Annotated in this window: 25 protein-coding genes and 4 tRNA genes; 15 read left to right on the top strand and 14 right to left on the bottom strand. The window is 43.6% G+C overall.

Annotated features, from left to right (window positions below; translation table 11 throughout):
- Window positions 1–44 precede the first annotated feature (44 nt).
- Together KO537_RS04350 and KO537_RS04345 are read right to left on the bottom strand one after the other, a co-directional pair.
- Entirely contained in the window at window positions 45–1157 is a 1113-nt protein-coding gene (locus KO537_RS04350) for a PilT/PilU family type 4a pilus ATPase (protein ID WP_028761282.1), read from the bottom strand.
- A 9-nt stretch (window positions 1158–1166) separates the two neighbouring features.
- A complete protein-coding gene (locus KO537_RS04345) occupies window positions 1167–2204 on the bottom strand; it encodes a type IV pilus twitching motility protein PilT (RefSeq protein ID WP_006082517.1) in 1038 nt (345 codons plus the stop codon).
- A 35-nt stretch (window positions 2205–2239) separates the two neighbouring features.
- Here KO537_RS04345 and KO537_RS04340 point away from each other — a divergent pair, with 35 nt between their 5' ends.
- From KO537_RS04340 to KO537_RS04305, 8 genes are all read left to right on the top strand, one after another.
- A complete protein-coding gene (locus tag KO537_RS04340) occupies window positions 2240–2938 on the top strand; it encodes a YggS family pyridoxal phosphate-dependent enzyme (protein WP_219233941.1) in 699 nt (232 codons plus the stop codon).
- A gap of 216 nt (window positions 2939–3154) precedes the next feature.
- Window positions 3155–3973: a pyrroline-5-carboxylate reductase gene (gene proC, locus KO537_RS04335; RefSeq protein ID WP_219233940.1), complete on the top strand. Its 819-nt coding sequence runs from the start codon at window positions 3155–3157 to the stop codon at window positions 3971–3973.
- Between the two features lie 46 nt (window positions 3974–4019).
- Window positions 4020–4568, top strand: coding sequence for a YggT family protein (locus KO537_RS04330; protein ID WP_105251874.1), 549 nt, complete (start codon window positions 4020–4022; stop codon window positions 4566–4568).
- A complete protein-coding gene (gene yggU, locus KO537_RS04325) occupies window positions 4568–4873 on the top strand; it encodes a DUF167 family protein YggU (RefSeq protein ID WP_219233939.1) in 306 nt (101 codons plus the stop codon). Before KO537_RS04330 ends, yggU begins: the two co-directional genes overlap by 1 nt.
- A gap of 135 nt (window positions 4874–5008) precedes the next feature.
- On the top strand, window positions 5009–5443 hold the full coding sequence (locus KO537_RS04320; protein ID WP_219233938.1) for a DUF4426 domain-containing protein: 435 nt from the start codon (window positions 5009–5011) through the stop codon (window positions 5441–5443).
- 122 nt (window positions 5444–5565) lie between these two features.
- Window positions 5566–6183: an RdgB/HAM1 family non-canonical purine NTP pyrophosphatase gene (gene rdgB, locus KO537_RS04315; RefSeq protein WP_131523655.1), complete on the top strand. Its 618-nt coding sequence runs from the start codon at window positions 5566–5568 to the stop codon at window positions 6181–6183.
- Window positions 6183–7349, top strand: coding sequence for a radical SAM family heme chaperone HemW (gene hemW / locus KO537_RS04310; protein WP_219233937.1), 1167 nt, complete (start codon window positions 6183–6185; stop codon window positions 7347–7349). Before rdgB ends, hemW begins: the two co-directional genes overlap by 1 nt.
- Before the next feature lie 152 nt (window positions 7350–7501).
- Window positions 7502–9352 carry a DUF885 domain-containing protein gene (locus KO537_RS04305; protein ID WP_219233936.1) on the top strand — a complete coding sequence of 617 codons (1851 nt, stop codon included), beginning with the start codon at window positions 7502–7504 and terminating at the stop codon, window positions 9350–9352.
- A gap of 664 nt (window positions 9353–10016) precedes the next feature.
- Here the strand turns inward: KO537_RS04305 and KO537_RS04300 are convergent.
- The 5 genes from KO537_RS04300 to trmB form a co-directional block, all read right to left on the bottom strand.
- Entirely contained in the window at window positions 10017–10958 is a 942-nt protein-coding gene (locus tag KO537_RS04300) for a LysR family transcriptional regulator (protein ID WP_006082526.1), read from the bottom strand.
- Window positions 10959–11410: 452 nt separating this feature from the next.
- Window positions 11411–12232 (bottom strand): YggN family protein, encoded by an 822-nt coding sequence (locus KO537_RS04295; protein ID WP_219233935.1) that lies wholly within the window; start codon window positions 12230–12232, stop codon window positions 11411–11413.
- Window positions 12233–12414: 182 nt separating this feature from the next.
- Entirely contained in the window at window positions 12415–13329 is a 915-nt protein-coding gene (gene glsB, locus KO537_RS04290; RefSeq protein WP_219233934.1) for a glutaminase B, read from the bottom strand.
- Window positions 13329–13655, bottom strand: a complete 327-nt coding sequence (locus KO537_RS04285; protein WP_028761293.1) for a YggL family protein — start codon at window positions 13653–13655, stop codon at window positions 13329–13331. Before KO537_RS04285 ends, glsB begins: the two co-directional genes overlap by 1 nt.
- A 48-nt stretch (window positions 13656–13703) precedes the next feature.
- Window positions 13704–14420, bottom strand: a complete 717-nt coding sequence (gene trmB, locus KO537_RS04280) for a tRNA (guanosine(46)-N7)-methyltransferase TrmB (RefSeq protein ID WP_105251866.1) — start codon at window positions 14418–14420, stop codon at window positions 13704–13706.
- A gap of 200 nt (window positions 14421–14620) precedes the next feature.
- Here trmB and mutY point away from each other — a divergent pair, with 200 nt between their 5' ends.
- Window positions 14621–15727: an A/G-specific adenine glycosylase gene (gene mutY / locus KO537_RS04275; protein ID WP_219233933.1), complete on the top strand. Its 1107-nt coding sequence runs from the start codon at window positions 14621–14623 to the stop codon at window positions 15725–15727.
- Between the two features lie 2 nt (window positions 15728–15729).
- Window positions 15730–16008, top strand: coding sequence for an oxidative damage protection protein (locus KO537_RS04270; protein WP_006082532.1), 279 nt, complete (start codon window positions 15730–15732; stop codon window positions 16006–16008).
- Window positions 16009–16094: 86 nt separating this feature from the next.
- On the opposite strand, the gene KO537_RS04265 is transcribed toward KO537_RS04270, so the two are convergent.
- Window positions 16095–16670 carry a YceI family protein gene (locus tag KO537_RS04265; protein ID WP_219233932.1) on the bottom strand — a complete coding sequence of 192 codons (576 nt, stop codon included), beginning with the start codon at window positions 16668–16670 and terminating at the stop codon, window positions 16095–16097.
- Window positions 16671–16674: 4 nt separating this feature from the next.
- Window positions 16675–17226, bottom strand: a complete 552-nt coding sequence (locus KO537_RS04260) for a cytochrome b (RefSeq protein ID WP_219233931.1) — start codon at window positions 17224–17226, stop codon at window positions 16675–16677.
- Between the two features lie 389 nt (window positions 17227–17615).
- On the opposite strand from KO537_RS04260, the gene KO537_RS04255 reads away from it, so the two are divergent.
- From KO537_RS04255 to KO537_RS04240, 4 genes are all read left to right on the top strand, one after another.
- Window positions 17616–17691, top strand: a tRNA-Phe gene (locus tag KO537_RS04255).
- Window positions 17692–17725: 34 nt separating this feature from the next.
- Window positions 17726–17801, top strand: a tRNA-Thr gene (locus tag KO537_RS04250).
- 534 nt (window positions 17802–18335) lie between these two features.
- Window positions 18336–18411 (top strand) — tRNA-Phe (locus tag KO537_RS04245).
- Between the two features lie 44 nt (window positions 18412–18455).
- A tRNA-Thr gene (locus KO537_RS04240) sits at window positions 18456–18531 on the top strand.
- A 564-nt stretch (window positions 18532–19095) separates the two neighbouring features.
- On the opposite strand, the gene KO537_RS04235 is transcribed toward KO537_RS04240, so the two are convergent.
- Window positions 19096–19281, bottom strand: coding sequence for a hypothetical protein (locus tag KO537_RS04235; protein WP_105251863.1), 186 nt, complete (start codon window positions 19279–19281; stop codon window positions 19096–19098).
- Between the two features lie 153 nt (window positions 19282–19434).
- Here KO537_RS04235 and KO537_RS04230 point away from each other — a divergent pair, with 153 nt between their 5' ends.
- A complete protein-coding gene (locus KO537_RS04230) occupies window positions 19435–19779 on the top strand; it encodes a DUF3634 family protein (RefSeq protein ID WP_105251862.1) in 345 nt (114 codons plus the stop codon).
- A gap of 83 nt (window positions 19780–19862) precedes the next feature.
- Here KO537_RS04230 and KO537_RS04225 read toward each other — a convergent pair whose 3' ends face one another.
- The 4 genes from KO537_RS04225 to KO537_RS04210 all read right to left on the bottom strand — a co-directional run bounded on the left by KO537_RS04225 (window position 19863) and on the right by KO537_RS04210 (window position 22172).
- Window positions 19863–20090 (bottom strand): hypothetical protein, encoded by a 228-nt coding sequence (locus tag KO537_RS04225; protein ID WP_131523646.1) that lies wholly within the window; start codon window positions 20088–20090, stop codon window positions 19863–19865.
- A 258-nt stretch (window positions 20091–20348) separates the two neighbouring features.
- Window positions 20349–20894, bottom strand: coding sequence for a DUF3833 domain-containing protein (locus KO537_RS04220; protein ID WP_219233930.1), 546 nt, complete (start codon window positions 20892–20894; stop codon window positions 20349–20351).
- Window positions 20882–21496 (bottom strand): chalcone isomerase family protein, encoded by a 615-nt coding sequence (locus KO537_RS04215; protein ID WP_219233929.1) that lies wholly within the window; start codon window positions 21494–21496, stop codon window positions 20882–20884. The genes KO537_RS04220 and KO537_RS04215 overlap by 13 nt, the downstream gene beginning before the upstream one ends.
- Window positions 21497–21590: 94 nt before the next feature.
- Complete coding sequence (locus KO537_RS04210) at window positions 21591–22172, bottom strand: DUF2878 domain-containing protein (protein WP_219233928.1); 582 nt, start codon at window positions 22170–22172, stop codon at window positions 21591–21593.
- Between the last annotated feature and the right edge of the window lie 61 nt (window positions 22173–22233).

Genomic DNA, 22233 nt, shown 5'->3' with positions numbered 1-22233 from the left:
AGCAGCCCATAAAGAGCTGCCTAACCCAGAACCGGACTATCGCGCTAGTCCATGTCTAAGGTGACACCTTCCATAAAACCTGAGCCCGTGGATTCTTTATTCTGCAATTTAATCATCAAACGTAAATCGTTTGGTGAATCAGCATGGTGCAGCGCATCGGCGTAACTAATCTCGCCATCGACATAAAGTTTCAGCAAGGCCTGATCGAACGTCTGCATACCCTGCTCGTTGGATTTTGCCATGGTTTCTTTGAGTAAATGCAGCTCGTTCTTCGCAATTAAACTCGCCACCCTTGGGGTGTTAATCAATACTTCAATCGCGGCGCGACGCCCTGTGCCATCAACTTTAGGTATCAATTGCTGTGCCACAATACCGCGTAAATTCAATGATAAATCGAACAATAACTGTTGGTGTTTACTCTCAGGCACGAGATGCATAATCCGGTCTAACGCTTGGTTGGCGTTGTTGGCATGCAAGGTTGCCATACAAAGGTGACCCGTTTCTGCAAATGACAGCGCAAACTCCATCGTCTCTTGGGTACGGATTTCACCAATCAAGATCACATCGGGAGCTTGGCGAAGGGAGCTTTTTAGCGCCGCATCGAAAGATTCAGTATCTATGCCCACTTCACGCTGGGTGATAATGCTTTTTCTGTGGTCATGAACGAATTCAACCGGATCTTCAATCGTGAGAATATGACCGCGAGCATGACCATTGCGATAACCCACCAAGGCCGCCAAGGACGTTGACTTACCCGTTCCCGTTCCGCCTACCATAATGATGAGACCACGTTTACTCATCACCAGATCTTTTAGAATAGGCGGCAATTTTAAATCATCGACATCAGGGATTTTAGTCTCAATACGGCGCATCACGCAGCCAGGCGATTCACGCTGCCAAAAAGCGCTCACCCGAAAACGACCTAAATCCTTTGCCGCAAAAGCGAAGTTACACTCACGAGTGGAATGAAACTCTTGCTTCTGCGCCTCTGTCATTAACGACTCAACAAAATCCAGTGATTGTGCTGGTGTAAACGCACTTTCTGCCAAGGGACGCAATTCACCGTCAATCTTGGCACTCGGCGGAAAACCCGCTGTGATGAACAAGTCGGAGGCTTTGCGTTCCACTATCACTTTTAAAAACGGACGAACATCCATCATAAATCCTTAAAATGTCGCTTGTTTATTCGAACTTTTCGCCATTGCATCTTCACGAGTGATAAGACCGCGATTGACTAAGTTCTGTAAACATTGCTCTAAGGTCTGCATTCCATGGGCCATACCTGTTTGAATTGCCGAATACATCTGCGCCACTTTGTCTTCACGAATTAAATTGCGGATAGCGGGCGTGCCCATCATGATTTCATGGGCGGCGACACGGCCTCCTCCCACCTTTTTAATCAGGGTTTGCGAAATAACCGCTTGCAGCGATTCAGACAACATAGTGCGCACCATGTCTTTTTCACCAGCAGGGAATACGTCGACCACACGGTCAATCGTTTTCGCGGCAGAAGTGGTATGCAAGGTACCAAACACTAAGTGGCCCGTTTCTGCGGCGGTCATCGCCAAACGGATGGTCTCAAGGTCACGCATCTCACCGACTAAAATCACGTCTGGGTCTTCACGCAGTGCGCTTCTAAGCGCCGCATTAAAGCTGTGGGTATGGCGGTGAACTTCACGTTGGTTAATCAAACATTGCTTATTTTGGTGAACGAATTCGATAGGATCTTCAATGGTTAAGATATGATCATGTCGATTTTCATTCACGTAATCCACCATAGCGGCAAGTGTGGTACTCTTACCCGACCCCGTAGGTCCAGTCACTAGCACCAATCCGCGAGGGAAACTGGCAATTTTTTTAAAAATTTCCGGTGCACCTAATTGCTCAAGTGACAAAATGTCACTTGGAATGGTACGAAACACAGCCGCTGCACCACGGGATTGATTGAATGCGTTAACACGAAAGCGTGCAAGATTAGGGACTTCGAACGAGAAATCGATTTCTAAATGTTCTTCGTAGTCCTTGCGCTGCTTATCATTCATTATGTCGTACACTAAACTGTGTACACCTTGATGATCGAGCGCGGGCAGGTTAATTTTTCTCACTTCACCGTCAACACGGATCATGGGAGATATCCCTGCAGAAAGGTGTAGATCCGAGGCTTTGTGTTTTACACTAAATGCCAATAACTCAGTGATTTCCATCGTTTGGGATATCCTTGCAACTAGATAATTACATCATGACAACAATAGCAGACAGACTCGCAATCGCCCAGCGCAGGATCACACAAGCAGCGCAAAAATGTGCCCGCCACCCCAGCAGTATTCGCTTACTTGCCGTCAGCAAGACTAAACCTATTGAAGACATTATAGCAGCCTACCAAGCAGGTCAGCGTTGCTTTGGCGAAAACTATGTCCAAGAAGGCGCTGAAAAAATTACTGCGCTCAAGGGGGATTTCCCGGACATAGAGTGGCATTTTATCGGCCCACTCCAATCCAATAAAACCAGCATAGTCGCCCAGCATTTCGATTGGATGCATACCGTTTCACGCGACAAAATTGCCCTACGTCTCAATGAGCAACGTCCGGCCGAATTGGCGCCATTAAACGTCTGTATTCAAATTAATATCAGTGCTGAAGACACAAAATCTGGCATAGATGCGGCTCAAATGCTGCCACTGGCCGAACTGATAGCTCAGCTACCTAACTTAGCACTGAGAGGCCTAATGGCAATTCCAACGGCTACCGCGGATACAGAGTTACAGCTTAAAGAGTTTTCCATGTTAAACAATCTATTTCAAGAACTTAAAACGCATTATCCCGCTGTAGATACGCTTTCAATGGGGATGAGTAATGACCTAGATACAGCGATTAGCTGCGGTTCAAATATGGTGCGTATTGGCAGTGCCATTTTTGGTGATCGCAATTACGCTGCGTAAAATCCACGTTCGGCATTTAGTTAGAGGTCAGTTTAACCTTGTTTTTAGCACTTTATGCCCAAATACTGTATTTAAGTACACCGAACATTAACGATTTAAGAGCAATTAACGAGAGTCGATAATCAGGCTCAGTCATTCAAATGACTAACCGTTTTATCATCTTAATTTAAGGTGAAGATGTTACAAGTTAACGGTTAACACACTGAAGAGAATCAAATGGATCAACAGAAAATCTGCTTTATCGGTGCCGGCAATATGACGCGCAGCATCATCAGTGGCTTAGTCAATAGCGGCTATCCAGCTCAACTCATCCAAGCGACTAATCCCAGCCAAGGTAAACTCGATGCACTAAAAGACGATTTTGGGATTTTGGTTTCTCAGGATAATTTAGCCGCGGCGCAAGCTGCCGATGTCATAGTACTTTCAGTAAAACCACAATTGATGCAACAAGTTTGTGAAGCATTACAGACAGTCGAGCTGTCGAATAAGTTAGTCATCACTATCGCTGCGGGCATTAAAGCAAAGCGATATACCGACTATCTGGCACAAGACATCAAGCTTATCCGCGCCATGCCAAATACGCCGATGCAAATTAGTGTTGGTATGACTGGCCTCTATGCGCCTCAAAGCATTACTCCCGAGCAGAAAGCCATTTGCGATCGTTTGATGTCAAGCGGCGGCGAAATAGTGTGGGTAAATGAAGAGTCAGATTTAGATCAAGTGATTGCACTATCGGGCAGTTCACCGGCTTATTTCTTTTTGCTAATGGAGTCTATGATAGATGCAGGCAAAGAAATGGGAATGGATGAAACAAAAGCCAGAAGTTTAGTGCAGCAAGCTGCGCTTGGCGCTGCTATGATGGCAAAGCAAAACCCACAACTGACCTTAGGTAATTTAAGGGAGAATGTTACTTCAAAGGGCGGCACCACCGCACAAGCGCTGGCGACATTTGAAGCTGCGGATATGCGCGGCTTAGTAAAAAAAGCCATGGAAAACTGTATTAATCGTGCAGAAGAAATGGCTAAAACATTTTGATCCACTAACACGTTTTTATATCGAACTTTAATAGGTAGAAATCTCGATGAATGCATTTACCTTTTTAATCACCACTCTATTCGATCTCTATTTGATGGTGGTGATTTTGCGGATTTGGTTACAACTGGCAAGGGCAGATTTTTACAATCCTTTTAGCCAATTTATTGTTAAAGCAACTCACCCGCTCATCGCACCAATGCGCCGTATTCTGCCTTCCTTAGGGCGATTTGATACCGCATCTTTCGTCCTCGCATTATTGGTTGTGATAGCCAAGCTGCTATTAATTAGCCTCATTGCGGGCGGTGGCATAGACATACTGTTATTTTTGCTGTTTGCCGTTGTATCTGTGGTCAAAAAAGCAGGGGTACTGCTATTTTGGATGCTATTAATACGCGCAATCTTAAGCTGGTTTAACCAAGGCTATAATCCAATTGTAATGATCATGGGTCAGTTAACTGAACCCGTATTAGCACCAATACGTCGTATCATACCGCCAATTGGTGGTTTAGATTTATCCGTAATGCTGGTCATTATTGGTATGAATTTCCTCAATATGTTACTTGCTCAATATATCCCTTATTGGGCTGTGATCTAATGAGTGCAGTGACTTTGCAGCAAGGTGACTTGCTGCTTAATCTCTACATTCAGCCTAAGGCTAGCCGAGATCAAATTGTAGGATTGCACGGTGATGAGCTAAAAGTAGCCATCACCGCGCCGCCTATTGATGGCAAGGCCAATGCCCATTTAAGCAAGTACTTAGCAAAAGCTTTTAAAGTGCCAAAGAGCGACATTCACATAATAAAAGGTGAACTTGGTCGACATAAACAAATCCGCATTATTGACCCTAAGATCATCCCAAGTGTCATTACAGAACTGATGGGGCAAGATAGTGAAAGGTAGTTCAGCTGAAAGATCAATCAGTTAAAGAATCATACAACTTAAAACGAATTAATCCTTTGAAAGCTATTAATTTATTGAAAAAAATAGTCACAGCGGCCCTATAATCCAACATTCCCTAATATGAGGTATCCCATCATGTTCCGTAATCTTCTCGCTGTATTAGCCCTCACTGCCAGCCTTTGCGGTGTTGCAAATGCCGAGCAAAAAGAAACTGTCGGCAATTTTGATATTCATTACATGGCACTTGGCAGTACATTTTTAACGCCTAGCATAGCCAAATCCTATGGCATTAAGCGCAGTAGCTACACTGGCATCATCAATATTGCCGTATTAGATATTAGCGAAGCAAATAAGCCCGCAGTACCCGTTGAAATTACTGGAGTTGCTAATAATTTGTTAGATGCGCGAATCAATCTAACGTTTAAAGAGATCCGCGAAGGTGATGCGATTTATTACATTGCCGAAATACCCTACCGCGATGATCAGGAAATCAACTTCAATATCGCAATTAAATATGGCAATCAACTGAACACGAACTTACAGTTCAAGCAAAAATTCTACGTTGAATAAACCTATTTTATACCTTTGTTGGCGTTGCTTTCCTGTAGCACCAACCCCTTTCCCTGTCCTTTACTATTGAGCTTGGGTATCATAGTGCCAACGCACGTCGCCCCATTTATGATAGGTATTCCATGCAACAAATCGTCCTCGCCAGCGGTAATAAAGGCAAACTCGCTGAATTCGATCAAATGCTCGCAAGCTACGGTGTCACTGTACTGCCGCAGAGCCAGTTTAATGTCAGCGAAGTAGCAGAAACGGGTACCACTTTTGTAGAGAATGCCATTATCAAAGCAAGGCATGCCGCCGAAATCACCGGACTTGCGGCCATTGCCGATGATTCGGGTTTAGAAGTGGATTTACTCCAAGGCGCTCCAGGCATTTATTCAGCACGTTACGCAGGCGAAAATGCCAAAGATCAAGACAACGTATTGAAACTACTTGAGACGTTAAAAGACCAGCCAGCCCCTCGCGGGGCAAGATTCCAATGCGTACTGGTATATATGCGCCATGCGAAAGACCCGACCCCGATTATTTGCCAAGCCTCATGGGAAGGCCAAATCGACTTTAGCCAACGCGGCGCCAATGGCCATGGTTACGATCCGATTTTTATCCCTGAAAATTATCAATGTAGCGCGGCAGAGCTGAGCAGCAACGAGAAAAATGCCTTAAGTCATCGTGGTAAAGCCCTAGTGCAACTTATCGCCGCCATGCAAGCCCAAGGCGTGTTAACTGGCGGGAATGCACAATAATGTCGTCAACTGCCGTGACTACTGCAATGAAGCTCGAACTGCCACCACTCAGTCTGTATATCCATATTCCCTGGTGCGTACAAAAGTGTCCCTATTGTGACTTTAATTCCCATGGCCAAAATGGCGAACTGCCACAAGAGGCTTATGTTGATGCGCTATTGGAAGACTTACGCCAAGATTTACATCTCGTCCAAGGGCGGCAGATCCATACCATCTTTATCGGTGGCGGCACGCCATCCTTATTCGATGCTTTGCAAATCAAACGCATACTCGATGGTGCCAATGCGCTAATCCCCTTTAGTGACAATATCGAAATCACTATGGAAGCCAATCCTGGTACTTTAGAGCACGATGACTTTAGTGCCTATCGTGCAGCGGGCGTCACTCGTTTATCTATTGGTGTGCAGAGCTTTTCTAAGGATAAACTCAACTTACTCGGACGTATTCACGATCAAAACGAAGCACAAGTCGCCGCCCAAAAAGCCAGTCAAGCGGGATACTTAAGTTTCAACCTCGATTTAATGCATGGATTACCGAACCAAAGTTTTGCTGAAGCCATGGCTGATATCGACACGGCAGCGGCGCTGAATCCGCCCCATCTGTCTTGGTATCAGTTAACGATTGAGCCCAACACCCTATTCCACTCAAAACCGCCGCAGCTGCCCGATGACGAAGCGCTCTGGCATATCTATGAGCAAGGTCAACAAAAGTTGGCCGCATTAGGGTATGAGCAATACGAAATATCTGCCTATGCAAAACCCGGTTACCAATGTAGGCACAATCTCAACTACTGGCAGTTTGGTGATTATCTAGGCATAGGCTGTGGCGCCCACGGCAAAGTGACGCTGCCAGAAGAAAACCGCATCATACGCACGGTAAAAATTAAACATCCCAAGGGATATCTGAGTGCCCACAACTACACCTTCGAATCGATTGAAGTTGCAGAGGAAGACCGCGCGCTCGAATATTTAATGAATCGCCTGCGTCTGATGATACCTATTCCTAAGCAAGAATTTGAACTGCGCACAGGACAACACAGAGACACATTGACCGAAGGAATGGAAAAAGCCAAACAGCGCGGTTTACTGACAGAATCCGCTGAACATTGGCAATTAACCAGTAAAGGTCACATGTTTGTTAATGATTTACTGACACAATTCTGCTGAGTTAGCAATTAAAATATCTATATAAATAATGTGTTAGTAACAAATAGTGTCGTTAAATATTATTACTGCTAACACATTTTCTAACACTAATATCCATACATTCTTGTTCCGCTTCTTTAGTATTGATGCAAATCAATCTAGGAAGCCTGATCATGCCAATAAAAACTAAAATCAGCTTAGTCGCACTGACCCTTTCAGCTCTGCTGACCATTCCCGCGTATGCAGCATCAACTGCGCCAGCCTTAAACAGTGCAAGCGAACCTGTGAATGCAGTAGCACAAACCGAGTCAGAAAAAGCCAATGCTCTGTTCGAAACCATCTTCATGGAAAATATTATGGCAAGTCCCATTTCGCAGACCTATATGGGGATCAAGCAAGACTATGATAAATGGGATGAACTGGGTGATACCGCCGATGATAAAACCCTAGATCGCACAAAAAAACAACTGGCGCGGGTTAATCAGATTGATGCGGCCAAGCTCGATCCACAAACAAACCTTAGCCTTACCTTACTCAAACAAAATCTGCAAAATGATATCGAAGATGACCAATGGCGCTATCATAATTACCCTGTGAATCAGATGTATGGCGGCCACTCTATGATCGCCTCCTTCTTGATTAACCAACATCAAATCACAGATGTCAGCGATGCTAAGGCCTATATCAGTCGCTTGAATGGCGTTCCCAAACGCTTAAGTCAATTACAGACAGTATTAGAAGTTCGCGCAGACAAAAGTATTATTGCGCCTAAGTTTGTATTCGCCTATGTGATTTCAGACAGCCAAAACATCATCAAAGGTGCGCCTTTTGATAAGGGTGACGACAGCGCGTTACTCGCAGATTTTCGCCGTAAAGTGAACGCATTAACGATTCAAGAGACAGAGAAGCAAGCACTGCTTAAACAGGCTGAGCAAGCACTCGTTACTCAAGTTGAACCCGCCTATAACAAGCTCATCAGTTACGTCAAAACCTTAGCAGCCAAAGCTGATGACCGCGATGGTGCGTGGAAACTCCCTAACGGCCCCGCCTATTACAATAATGCCTTGGCACGAACGACCACGACAAACATGAGCGCCGATCAAATCCATGACTTAGGTCTTTCTGAGGTGGAACGTATTCACAATGACATGCGTGCCATCATGAAGAAGGTCAATTTTAAAGGCGATTTGCAGCAATTCTTTAGCTTTATGCGTGATGATCCCCAGTTCTACTACCCCAATACCGCCGAAGGCAAAGCCGCCTATTTAGCTGAGGCGACTAAGTTCATCGACAATATGAAGTCGCGCTTGGATGAAGTGTTCAAAGTAAAACCTAAGGCCGCCATGGTAGTGAAGCAGGTTGAAGCCTTTAGGGAAAAATCCGCGGGTAAAGCCTTCTATGAACAACCGGCACCGGATGGTTCGCGTCCAGGTAGCTACTATGCAAACCTATATGACATGAAAGCCATGCCAAAATACCAAATGGAGGCGCTGGCCTACCACGAAGGTATTCCGGGTCACCATATGCAGATAGCCATTTCCCAAGAACTGCAAAATATTCCTAAGTTCCGTAAGTTTGGGGGCTATACCGCGTATATTGAGGGCTGGGGTTTATATAGCGAATCTTTCCCAAAAGAAATGGGACTCTACGCCGATCCTTACTCTGACTTTGGTCGCCTAGCAATGGAGTTGTGGCGTGCCTGTCGCTTAGTCGTTGATACTGGTATCCACGCTAAAAAGTGGACCCGCGAGCAAAGCATTGCCTATTACGTGGACAATACGCCAAATGCTAAATCAGATGCGGTGAAAATGGTTGAACGCCATATCGTTATGCCATCGCAAGCGACAGCTTATAAAGTAGGTATGATTAAACTACTAGAGCTAAGACATAAAGCAGAGCAACAGCTTGGCAGTCAATTTGATATCCGCGACTTCCATACGCTAGTACTTGCTAACGGCGCATTACCACTGGATGTGTTAGAACAACAAGTCGATCTCTGGATAGCCAGTAAGAAGCAGGCCTAATGTTTTAATGCCCTAATGCTGAGCCGTGAAGCACTGTTAACTTGCTTCACGACTAAAGCGACATAGGTGAAAGTCTTAAGCTGCAGCCAATAAAAAAGCCACTCGAAAGTGGCTTTTTTATTGGTACCATTATCCCGTTAGATAACAGAACCCTTCTCACTGTGGGTCACTATATTTGTTGCATTAATATATGCTTTAGCACTCGCCTTCACATCATTTAACACACAGTTGCGACTTTAGGGTACAGGGAGACAAAACTTGTGCTCAAGGCTACAAACCATCAATAAAAAAATTACCTCAGCGATAAGGCTGAGGTAAACCAAAAACTAGGATGATGGTTTAAAGAGCCAACATTGTTTTAGTTCTCAAACTTCTGTTGGCTGTGATCCAAAACTGCATTAATGCCGACCTGTATACAAAAATTGAAAGGGGTCATTTCCAATAAACGTATAGGACTCAGATCATTCCGAATCAACTGCTACCATTGTATTCAATTAAGAACAGAGTTCAAGGATGTTATAAAAAAGTGCTTTAGAACACCCTAAAAAACCATCAACAAATGTACTCATCAACTCAATCTAAAGTATTGATTTTAAATAACCATAAAAGTGCGCGCTCAATTTAAAACCACATAAGACTGCTTTTGAGAACAATGTTTCCTATTTTACTGACGTTTACTGAATAATTCGACATAGGGAGCATCCCAATACGGTGGCGTTCCTATGTGATCTTTGATGAATTCGATAAAAGAACTGACCTTAGGTGCTAAGTGCTTACGACGGGGATAAACCGCCTGCAATGGCAGATGGTGGGTCAATTGCCAATCCTTCAGTAAAGGCACTAATGTCCCCTTGGCAATCTCATCTTCCATCAGATAACTCGCAAGATACACAACCCCAAGACCACTGATTGCAGCAGATTTTAATGCTGGTGCGTTATCCACCCTGAAATTACCCGATACGCCAATTTCACAGTAGTCATCACCCTTCTTAAATTGCCACATGCTGTGCTCGTGCCACTCGCCTTGATAGACCAAACAGTTGTGGTCAACTAACTGCTCAGGTCGAGTTGGCTCGCCATGTTGAGCAATATAGCCAGGAGAAGCAACTAACAGGAATTGGCACTTCATCAGAGGTCTAGCAACCATGCCAAGCGGTAATTGCTCCGACATAGTTAACAGTAAATCTAAGCCTTCACTCACTACATCTACTTTATGGTCCAGTAAACTCACTTGTAGCTCAAGCTCAGGATGTTTTGCCATAAAGGATGGCAGCGCAGGAATGATATGCATCACCCCAAAGGATTGGGAAATCCCCACCTTGAGCACACCGCGGGTCGCATCATTTAAGTTATGTACGCTGGCTATCGCTTGTTCAGCGTCACGCAGCAGTTCTTCACCTTGCAGATACAGCAAATGCCCTGCTTCAGTCAGACTTAAGCTACGGGTGGTACGTTGGATTAATTGAACACCAAGTCTATGTTCAAGATCGGCGACTTGTGTACTGACCTTAGACTTAGAGATCCCAAGCCTTCTTGCGGCGGCACTAAAACTACCTGCTCTGGCCACATGAGTAAAAATCGCAATAGGTTCTAACAGTTCTAACATGGAAGTCGCCTTAAGCTGTTTACGACAATGATATTAACTTTCGGTGAGCAGCTATGGTTAGCGTAATCATCGCTTAAAAATAACCATAGCATTGATATCTCGCATCAAAATGATATAACGCAGAGATTTAGACCGAAAAAGTCCACTAAAGTAGGGGGTTATATCTGACTGATATGCCAGCTTTTAATTATATTTTAAGAGTATACCAAATATTCGTCTCTAGACTGTAACATTCCGAACTAAATCGCTGCAAGCCTAGCCTATAAGCCACATCAACTTAGCCATAAAGGTTGTCGCCACGATTAAACAGTAGCCAATAAAAAAGCCCCTAGTCGATTAATTGACTAGGGGCGTAGCATTCAAGTTTGACTCATGCACAAGGAGATAGAAGTTATTGCAGTTAAAAATAAGGGCGATTCGTAAGAGATATTTACAAGAACTATTTGCAAGAACTATTCACGCAGTTCCTTGGTTGAGTTTTGTGTCAACACATAAGGCGCTAGTTCTGGCACTTCTTGGCGCAATTGATTTTCAAGCACTAACAAATTTTCAAATCGGTCGCACAAACGGTCAGCCTTAGCTTCTAATCCCTTAGATTGGCTCTCCACTTGTTGCTCAATATCTTGGCCTAAATTGTCCATTTTTTTGGAGAAGGTATCCATCTTGGCTTCAAAATTTTCACCGCCACCAGACATGATTTGGCCACCTAAGTTCATCATAATTGCGCCAATTGAATTCTGGACAATTTGTTCCATTTCCTGCTCGAATTCATCGTTAAATGTACTTTGCATCGAGTCTTCAGTAGCCCCTAAATAGAAGCTATCACCATTCTTGTAAGCCACTGAATCAACCCGTTTTTGAACGCCAGCCATCATTTCATCAAATTTTGCACCAGCGGCATCACCCATTAAAGGTGTTAAGGCCATACCAACCGCTTTGGAAGCAAGAGATACTGCCTCATTCACCAGTTCAATCACTTCTGGCACTTGAGTCGAAACTTCATCGGCATATTGAGTAACCAATTTTTTCTGCTTGTCGGTTAAGTTAACTTGCTTACCTTCCACAAATAACTTGTCAACTTCGATACGATACTTTTCTGTGCCCTTCTCGCTCATGACTAATTTTTTAGGCTCAACCATAACGTCATAATTTAAGGCGACTTCACAGCGTTCATCTATTTTTGGCTCTGTTTGTGCTTGCGCCAGCTGTACGCTAGATGTTCCTAAAATCACGCCAGATAATGCAAATCCAGTTAATAACTTATTTAATTTCATTTTTGTTCGTCCTTTAATCTGAATAATTCGATAAACCTAAACTACTGAATAGCTTATAGCATGAGACGTGCCAATTTTATAACAATATGATTATGTTGAATTTTGAAAGTTAGCACTAAAAGGTCATTAGCGAAATTCGCTAACATTTAGTCTGATAGTGCTAATAAAAACGTGAGGTAAAGCTAGAAAATAGAACGGCCGAGACGCTGACTTAGATGCTCAAGCATCGCAGTGCCCGCAAGTGAGTTGCCATTATTATCGAGTTCTGGCGACCATACACAAATCGACAGTTCTCCAGGGATCACGGCAATAATACCGCCGCCGACGCCACTTTTACCTGGCATACCAACACGATAAGCAAACTCACCCGCACCATCGTATAAGCCCGAGGTTGCCAACAGAGCGTTAAGTTGTCGAGTTTGCACTCGAGAGATAAGCTCAGACCCTGTGATACTTTTGCCGCGATTAGCCAAATACAACATGGCCTTAGACAAGTCAGCACAATTCATCTTCAAGGCGCAATAATGAAAATAGGTGCGCAGCACAGTATCAACATCGCCTTGAAAATTACCAAAGGACTTCATCAAATAAGCGATAGCCGCATTGCGCGCACTATGCTGATATTCTGAATCTGCTACTTGTTTATCGAAACACACTTTATCGTTTTGGCTTAGTTGCCTGACTAACTCAAGCATTCTGTGTTTAGGAGCACCTAAACGACTCTGCAATAAGTCAGCAATCACTAACGCGCCAGCATTGATAAAGGGATTACGCGGCTTGCCACGTTCTAACTCGACTTGTACTAAAGAGTTGAATGAATGGCCCGAAGGTTCTTTGCCAACACGGCTCCAGATTTCGGCTTCTTCATATAAAGTTAACGCTAAGGTTAAGCTGAAAACTTTGGAGATACTTTGAATCGAAAACGGCTCAAGGTAATCGCCCGCACCTAAAGTTTCACCGTCAACAGTCGTGACGGCAATGCCTAATTTGCCAGCATCAACGCTGGCCAGTGCGGGGATATAATTTGCAACCTTTCCTTGGCCGAGCAAGGGTCGAACTTTCTCGACCACTTCCTCAAGTAATGCCAACTCGGGCATTAACCCCACCAAATGTCGTACAGTTCGCTAACTTCAACCTGAGATACTTTTTGGGTCGCCCAGAATGCCTTAACTGCAGCAATATCTTCTTCGGTACATTTACCAATCGTTTGGGTGGCGATAATGCCTTCCCATTCGATGTGGCCGCCGCCATGGAAACCTAATTTACGGGTTTCGATCACTTCATCGATGAATTTATCTACAGTTGCATCGATATCGGCTTCAGATACTGATGCATCAAAAGTCCAAGCCATATCGAAACCTAACTCTTGGAATTCATCAACGCGCATTTTCTTACGTAAACGACGGCTACGATTAGTTGCCATAGTGATTTTCCCTTTTGTGTTTAAAATTAGCTAAAATTGAGTTCGTGATTAAGCGATACGCTCAAACATCAGATCCCATACACCGTGACCCAGTCTATGGCCGCGGGCTTCAAACTTTGTCAATGGACGATGATCAGGACGCGGCACCACACTGCCGTCGGCCGACTGGTTTTGATAACCCGGTGCGGCTTGCATCACCTCTAACATATGCTCGCTGTACTCTTCCCAGTCAGTTGCCATATGGAAAACACCGCCAATTTTTAGCTTGCGACGAATAAGTTCGGCAAATTCAGCTTGTACGATGCGGCGTTTATGGTGACGTTTTTTATGCCAAGGATCTGGGAAGAACAATTGCACTCGGGCTAATGAACCGTCAGCAATCGCATGTTCTAATACTTCCATGGCATCGTGATGATACACACGTAAATTAGTCACACCAGCAATGGCGGCATCACTAAGGCAAGAGCCTACACCCGGTTTATGTACTTCAATACCAATGAAATTTTGCTCTGGTGCATCTTTAGCCATTTGTACTAAAGAGGCGCCCATGCCAAAGCCAATTTCCAGCACAGTATCAGCTTCACGACCAAAAACGTCGCTTAGTACCAATGGCACTGGGCTGTAATCTAAACCCATTGTTGGCCACTGGCTTTCAATAGCGTGTGCTTGGCCTTTGGTTAGGCGACCTTCTCTCAGGACAAAGCTTCTGATCTTGCGCAGATACTTGCCTTCTTCATTAAATTCAGCGGTAGTGACTTCGCTCATTTTTGCCTCGTCTAGTGGACAACACCATCATAAAAGAAGGGCATTATCCAAAGTTCAACATACAGTGCAAGCACTAATGGGCCGAAAGTATACCAAGATTATTTAAGAGTGCGAATTTAGCAGCGATTTTTAGCTTTAGATCCCTTGCCAACTTATCTTTGACGCTTGTCTAAGAAGATAACTGCCGCTACACTGCGCCGATGAAATCTACAGCCTCCTTCGCTACACGTATCGTCTCTTGGTACGACAATCACGGTCGTAAAACCCTCCCTTGGCAGCAAGATAAAACCCCATATCGCGTATGGGTTTCTGAAATTATGCTGCAACAAACTCAGGTTGCGACTGTTATTCCCTATTATCTTAAATTTATGGCGCGTTTTCCCGATGTGTTAGCACTTGCTAACGCGCCAGACGATGAGGTATTACATCATTGGACCGGTCTTGGCTATTACGCTAGGGCGCGTAATCTGCATAAAGCAGCCAAAATAATCCGCGATGATTATCAGGGATTATTTCCAACACATTTTGAACAAGTGCTCGCCCTACCCGGCATCGGCCGCTCGACGGCAGGCGCAGTATTGTCATTGTCACTTGGGCAACATCACCCCATTCTCGATGGCAACGTAAAACGTGTATTAGCAAGACATGGGGCAATCGCAGGTTGGCCAGGGCAAAAGACGGTTGAAGAGCAACTTTGGCAACTGACGGATGCCTTCACACCGCAGCAAGATATTCAGAAATATAATCAAGCCATGATGGATATCGGCGCCAGTATTTGCACTCGTAGCAAACCTAACTGTGCCGCTTGCCCTGTAGCGATTGATTGCAAAGCTCAACTGATTGGCAGACAAACCGATTTCCCTGGCAAAAAGCCTAAAAAAACCATACCAACCAAAGCGGCGTGGATGTTAGTGATGATGCAAGACAACCAAGTCTTTCTAGCTAAACGTCCGCCAGCGGGAATTTGGGGCGGGCTCTGGTGTTTCCCTGAATTCGCTACCCAAGCCGCCCTTGAAACTCATCTTGAAGAGCAAGGGTTTGATGCGCAGCAACTCGAATGGTTAACTGGCTTTAGGCACACATTTAGCCACTTTCATTTAGATATTCAGCCCATGATGCTTAACTTAGATAAAACTCACGGCGATAAAACCCTCGGCAATAAACAGAGCGTGGGTGCTGTCATGGAACAAAACCAGTCACTCTGGTATAACATAAGTCATCCTTCCAAAGTGGGACTCGCCGCCGCCACCGAGCGCGTGCTAGCCAATTTGGGATCACTCGTTCAATCCGCAGTCAGTAAGGAATAATCATGGCGCGTACAGTCAATTGCGTATATTTAAATAAAGAAGCCGACGGCCTAGACTTTCAACTGTATCCAGGTGATTTAGGTAAGCGCATTTTTGATAACATCAGCAAAGAAGCTTGGGGCCTATGGCAAAAAAAGCAAACCATGCTGATCAACGAGAAAAAACTCAACATGATGAATGTTGATGATCGTAAATTTCTTGAAGAACAAATGACCTCTTTCCTATTTGAAGGTAAAGAAGTAGAAATTGAAGGTTTTGTACCAGAAAAAGACCAAGATTAATTCTGGTCGTTAGTCGGCTCTAAGTATAAAGCTTACAAAAAGCGCCTTTCGGCGCTTTTTGTTTATCTAAATGGCAGAATAAAGAGTTACTTACGCACGCCTTCAACCACTAGATCTAATTCAACATGGCTAGATGCTGGACCTAAATCCATCTTGATACCGAAATCTTTCATCGCAAAGGTGGTTGTGCCCGTAAAACCGGCACGGTAGCCACCCCAAGGATCCTGACCTTCACCCACAGCATGGGCCTTGATCGCTAATGGTTTAGTCACACCATTTAAAGTTAAGTTACCGTTAATCACTAAATCGCCATTTCCTTTATCTTCCACCGAAGTAGATGCAAAGATCGCTTTAGCGAATTTGCCAGTATTAAGGAAATCTTCACCGCGAATATGTTTGTCACGCTCAGCATGGTTTGAATCGACACTTAATGTATTCACAGTGACATTCACTTTCATCGCAGTAGGTTTAGCCGCATCGTAGCTAAAATCGCCGCTAAAATCATTAAAACGCCCCACCACATAGCTATAACCTAAGTGATTCACTTTAAATGTAATAGAAGCGTGAGCGCCTTCATGATCAATCACATAGTCAGCAGCTGAAGCCGCCACAGGAGCCAATAGAGATACACCGATCAGTGCGCTTAACAGTTGCTTTTTCATTGTATTATCCTCGTTTAAATTTAATCATTCTAAGTAGGGTGGCGTCTTTATCGATAAAGTGATGTTTTAATGCGCCCACGGCGTGAATAACGACCAGCGCGATCAAGCTGTAAGCCGCATATTGGTGAATATCACCCGCGATATCAGCTTGGTTTTCAAACAAAAGTCCCAATCCTGGTAGTTCAAACCAATCAAACACCCAGATACCACGGCCATCTGCGGTTGAGATCAAAATGCCAGCAGTCATGATGACAAAGAGCAAGATATAAATAATAAAATGCGCCAAATGTGCGGCCGTCTTTTCCCACGGTTTATGACTCGCCTCAGGTACTGGCTTGGGATTAACTAAGCGCCATACCAAACGAAATATTGTCGCAGCCAATAACAGAATCCCAATACTTTTATGTAGATGCGGCGCAGTCTTGTACCAAGTACTGTAGTAGGTTAACTCCACCATCCACACACCGACTGCAAATAACCCAATCACGACGAACGCACTCAACCAATGGGTCACAATGGCGGTAATTCCATAAGCAAACTGACTATTTCGAAACATACTGCGACTCCGTACTCGCGTTTTCTTCATGCCATCCATGAAATAATATTCATTATCATAAATCTAAATTTAAAAACTAAAATCAGTAAAAATCGCTTATATCTTTCTAAATTTTAGAAAGTAAGCCAAAAATCATGATCTGTGAGCACAAAGCTATAGTAAACATCAGTATCCCTCTGACTTGAAAAATACAGCCAACGAATGAAATTGAGCTGAATTCGCAAAATAAGAGATAAAAAACACCCAAGATGTGCATTAAACAGCCGAACGAGTGATTTATCCGGAAAAAGCACTTGCAGAGGTCAAACACCCTAGCTAATATAGCCGCACTTCGAACGATACGGCTTAGCCAACGAGTTCAAAGTAGTTAACTAACGCTTAGTTTAGTTGCCCGAATAGCTCAGTCGGTAGAGCAGAGGATTGAAAATCCTCGTGTCCCTGGTTCGATTCCGGGTTCGGGCACCATTATTCTGTAGTAAAAATTGCAGTAAAAATTTAAGCCGGCATAGCTCAGTTGGTAGAGCAACTGACTTGTAATCAGTAGGTCCCGAGTTCGACTCTTGGTGCCGGCACCATATAAAACAATGAAGCCACTCAATGAGTGGTTTTTTTGTATCTGAAATTTGAATAATAACCAACAAAGTCTGTGGTCAATCGCAACTGACTTACTCTTGACAATACCAATAAGTCCCGAGTTCGACTCTTGGTGCCGCCGGCACTATATAAAACAATGAAGCCACTCGCTTACTCTTAGTTGCTCCGCTTCCATCAATCAAAGCTCGACAATACCCACTGCGCCCACAGCCCCTTGCTTGCAACAGATGAGCTTAAACCTTAATTTTTCCTCCAAAATAGAAGATAAATGAATGAGGAAGTTAGGATAAACAGCCCAAATGAACACCCATAGGCGTTAAAGTGCTGAAAATTTCAGCGGTAAAATAAGGGTAAAACGAAAGAATCAAATAAATAAGCGCATTTTGTTTAATAGTTAATCAGTCACTTAAAAAGGGCTTGCACAGCTAAAGCGAGCACTATATTATACGCGCACTTCGAACGAACAAGGTCTTCACGACTTAGTTCAAAGTAGTTAACTAACGCTTAGTTTAGTTGCCCGAATAGCTCAGTCGGTAGAGCAGAGGATTGAAAATCCTCGTGTCCCTGGTTCGATTCCGGGTTCGGGCACCACTTTTAAGGTAATGAATTCGATTGGGTTTATTACTGTGCTTTACGCCGGCATAGCTCAGTTGGTAGAGCAACTGACTTGTAATCAGTAGGTCCCGAGTTCGACTCTTGGTGCCGGCACCATATAACGACGAAGCCACTCACTGAGTGGCTTTTTTGTATCTGTCGTTTGAATAAAAACACCCGTCATCAATAGTGAATCGCAACTGACTTACTCTCGATAACGCCAGTAGGTCCCGAGTTCGACTCTTGGTGCCGGCACCATATAAACAATGAAGCCACTCAATGAGTGGCTTTTTTGTATCTGAAATTTGAAGTGTTCAGTACAAAGCGCAACTGACTTACTCTCGATAATTCCAGCAGGACCCGAGTTCGACTCTTGGTGCCGGCACCATATAAACAATGAAGCCACTCAATGAGTGGCTTTTTTGTATCTGAAATTTGAAGTGTTTCAAAGCAAAACACAACGAACTTGCCTCAGAAATAACGATAGCGCCCTCAATACTGGCACAATAAACGTTCAAATCGAGCGTTAAGATAATTTATTGACTTCATGCAACAGACAATCACTTAATCCTTTACCCCTATAAATGATAGTTTTATATTCGCCACATAAAAAAGCCACTCATTATTGAGTGGCTTTGCGTTCTTATACAAACTATCTAGTTCCAAATAACTCAATCGTGCTTATTTGATGAGCTCGAGTGGCATAGGCCTATCACCTGCTTGAACTTGATGTTGAACATGGCGCCACCCTTGAGTGAGCTCACTTAGATGTGCTTTTCTCTCGGGGAAATGTGTAGCAAGTTTTTCGATAACATCGATTTGCTTCTTACACAATAATGACCAACGATCTGCATTTGATAAGTACATGGCGTTTTCCTTAACTGAGGGGTTACTTTTCCTTAGCCAGTTAAGTCTAGGCTGGAATCATTTTATTGCCAATTCAAAATTGCGCGTTAGCGCACTGTTAAAACAACTAACTCGGGAGTATCTTGGTTCTATAAACATAAGATAGGAGGCGTTATGACAGCCGATATTTTCAAACTCATTTTTGTCGCTATTGGTATATTTCTCGTTTACAAACTGATATTTGGTGGCAAGAAAGGTCTGACTATTTTTGAAATGCATTTTAAAGATGGCCGTATGACTCAGCATAAGGGCAAGATCCCCGAACGATTCGAACGGGAATGCCGCCAAATCGCTAAAACCGAAAAACTGACTTGTACTGTTAGGGCTGAAAAATCAGGAGATGTACGCTTACACATTTCTGCCAACGTGAGTGACAATGTGAAGCAAAGGATTCGTAATCTGTTTCCGTTTGAATATTATGACAAAAAATCGATAGATAACAGTCGTCAAGCGGGTTAGTTCTTCGCCTCTCCCCTAGCAACCTTAATACTTGCTATTGATAGTTAAGTATTGAGGTTGCAGTGAGTTCCTAACACATTTTCTTATTTAAACTTAACTGGATACCTAGGTTTTAGAAAATCGGATTCTAACTGACCGTCTTTTCTCGCATCTCGAATACGACGTTCATTATCTTGCACCATAGGATCGCTTGCAGGTTGATGAGGATCGACTTGTTTCTCAGAATGATCCTCAAACTTAAAGTCAAAAGATGAACAAGCAGTTAACGACAGACTAAAAAACACTCCCCATAAAACAACGTGTTTATTCATCGACTACCCCCTATCCATTTAGACTGAAGCTCAGATTAATTAAATTTTAACAATGGGTTGCAATAACCTTACCCCCATATATCACTTATGCCACTAGCAAAAATGCCTAGCAGCAACTTTGGTTTGACTTCAACACTTTAATGCAGAACAAAGGGGGTTATTAGCCAAGCTATACTGTTTAAGCCAATTTAAGTCTTAATCAACAGAGTTAATCCAAGACAAGCTGGGGTAAGCCAACTTAACTAAAAATTGCTGAGACTATTTTTGAATAACTAAAGTGACTTTAGCAACTGTGATGCCAAACTTAATAATATCACTCTGATTTATAATGGTATTATCATTCACTAAGAACATCCAATCGTCGAAATGAACTTGATATTCTTCACCATCCACAGGCAATAACATATCGTATTTCCAACGTAGCGCACTGCCGTTAGATTGGCCATCGGCAGTCCCGATAATGTCACCTGCAGTTCCTGAGTATCGCCCTTCCCCTAGTGCCTTGATGCGCCACACACGAGTTTGAGTTTCACCATCATCATACACAAACCATTCATTAATGACTCCCTTACTTCCCTGCCAACTGGCTTCCATAATGACATTGAATTTGCGGATTACTTTGCCACTAAAATCTTGTACGACCCCAGAGGCTTTTAATGGCCCATTAAAAAATGACTCCAAAACCAATGTCGGATGAGTATCTTTATAATCCGTCACTTCCACCGATGAACAACTCGACAACAGCCCTATCATTATTAGGCCTAACAATAACTTTTGACCGATAAGTCGTGTTAACAATCGCATGGTATTTCTCCGAGTAATTGCGCCCGTAAACTCGGACGGCTAGTGTCTTTCGATAACCAAATCGCTAAAAATGCCTCAGCAAAATTAGCATCGTGGATAATATCGAGTGGTTGATGATTAAAGAAAAACTGACTCGTTTGCCCATCCATAACCTTAAAACTTAAATGGTCGCCCTGCTTCACATCTGGCCAAGTGGCAGTTAATAAACTCAGCCAACGCTGGATATCATTTTCGGCAAACGCTAGATGCTGCCATTGATCTTTTGTCGCTTCGAGCAAATCCTCTGACTCAATATCTCGATAATATTCAATATCTAACAGCAGAGGATATTGCCCCTGTTGATAACGGCCATTTACCGTCAGCAGTCTCGCCTTATACAAACTAAACCACAGCCAATCCATTTCTCCGCGCCCTACTTCCTGAAAAGTCTGCGTCACATCGGCGGCATCATTCAGCTCGATAGTAATGTTTTCAAAATCAGGCGTTTTCGCCTCTAACGCTTTTAAAGGTGCGGCCAATAAACTGAGGGCCAATAGACTTAAGCAGCTTGAATTCAAAAATGAAAAACCAAGATTTGGGCTACGATTACGAACTGACGACATGGGATCCCCCTTTTACTGCATGATGTCTTACAACAGGTACTTAACTAAAAACGGCATAATGACTTAACCGCGATCAATTTTTACAACTCAATAATTAACGCCCAAACACAGTAAAAGAACGCGCTTTAGTGCTTCGATTAAATCCATAGGGATTAGCAAGTTGGATTAAAAATGGCAGTAAGACTAGCCAAACCAAAAATAACACCACAGCAGAAATAACATTGCCATAGGGCAAACTCACAGCATTAAATTGTGCGCCAGTCAAATAGCTTAACCCACCAAATATGCCCCCGAGTAACGCCTGAAATATCAGCGGTAAAGGTCGCATAAAGGCCAAACTATGATTCAGAGTCAAAGCAAAATGCAGCCACAGGCAACAAAGCCACCAAGGGAAAAGAGCAAACTCAAACACCCCTAAAACAGAGAGTACGGTATCTACGCCTATTCCTAAGGCTGCAACCTTTAGCATCAATAACAAATCCACTTTGCGATACTCGGGCTTACTTAAGGAAGATAGCAGGATAAAGTGAAATAATAACAAAGGGATAGTTAACAACAGTGAGGTGTTAAGCCAAAGTACGCTAGACCACCACACAGCCTGAAAACTCAAGGCGTTATAGAGAATAAAGCCCTGATGTTTAAAAGGAACCCGAGAGTTAGCTAACATGGACTTCATCTTTGCCTCACTTTTATCTTGCTGCAAACAAAGCGGCTCATTCCAACGAAAATGGTTATTT

Source organism: Shewanella sp. NKUCC01_JLK, assembly GCF_019345615.1.
In the GTDB taxonomy this organism is placed as follows: Bacteria; Pseudomonadota; Gammaproteobacteria; order Enterobacterales; family Shewanellaceae; genus Shewanella; species Shewanella oncorhynchi.
This window is presented reverse-complemented; position numbering and strand designations above follow the sequence as displayed.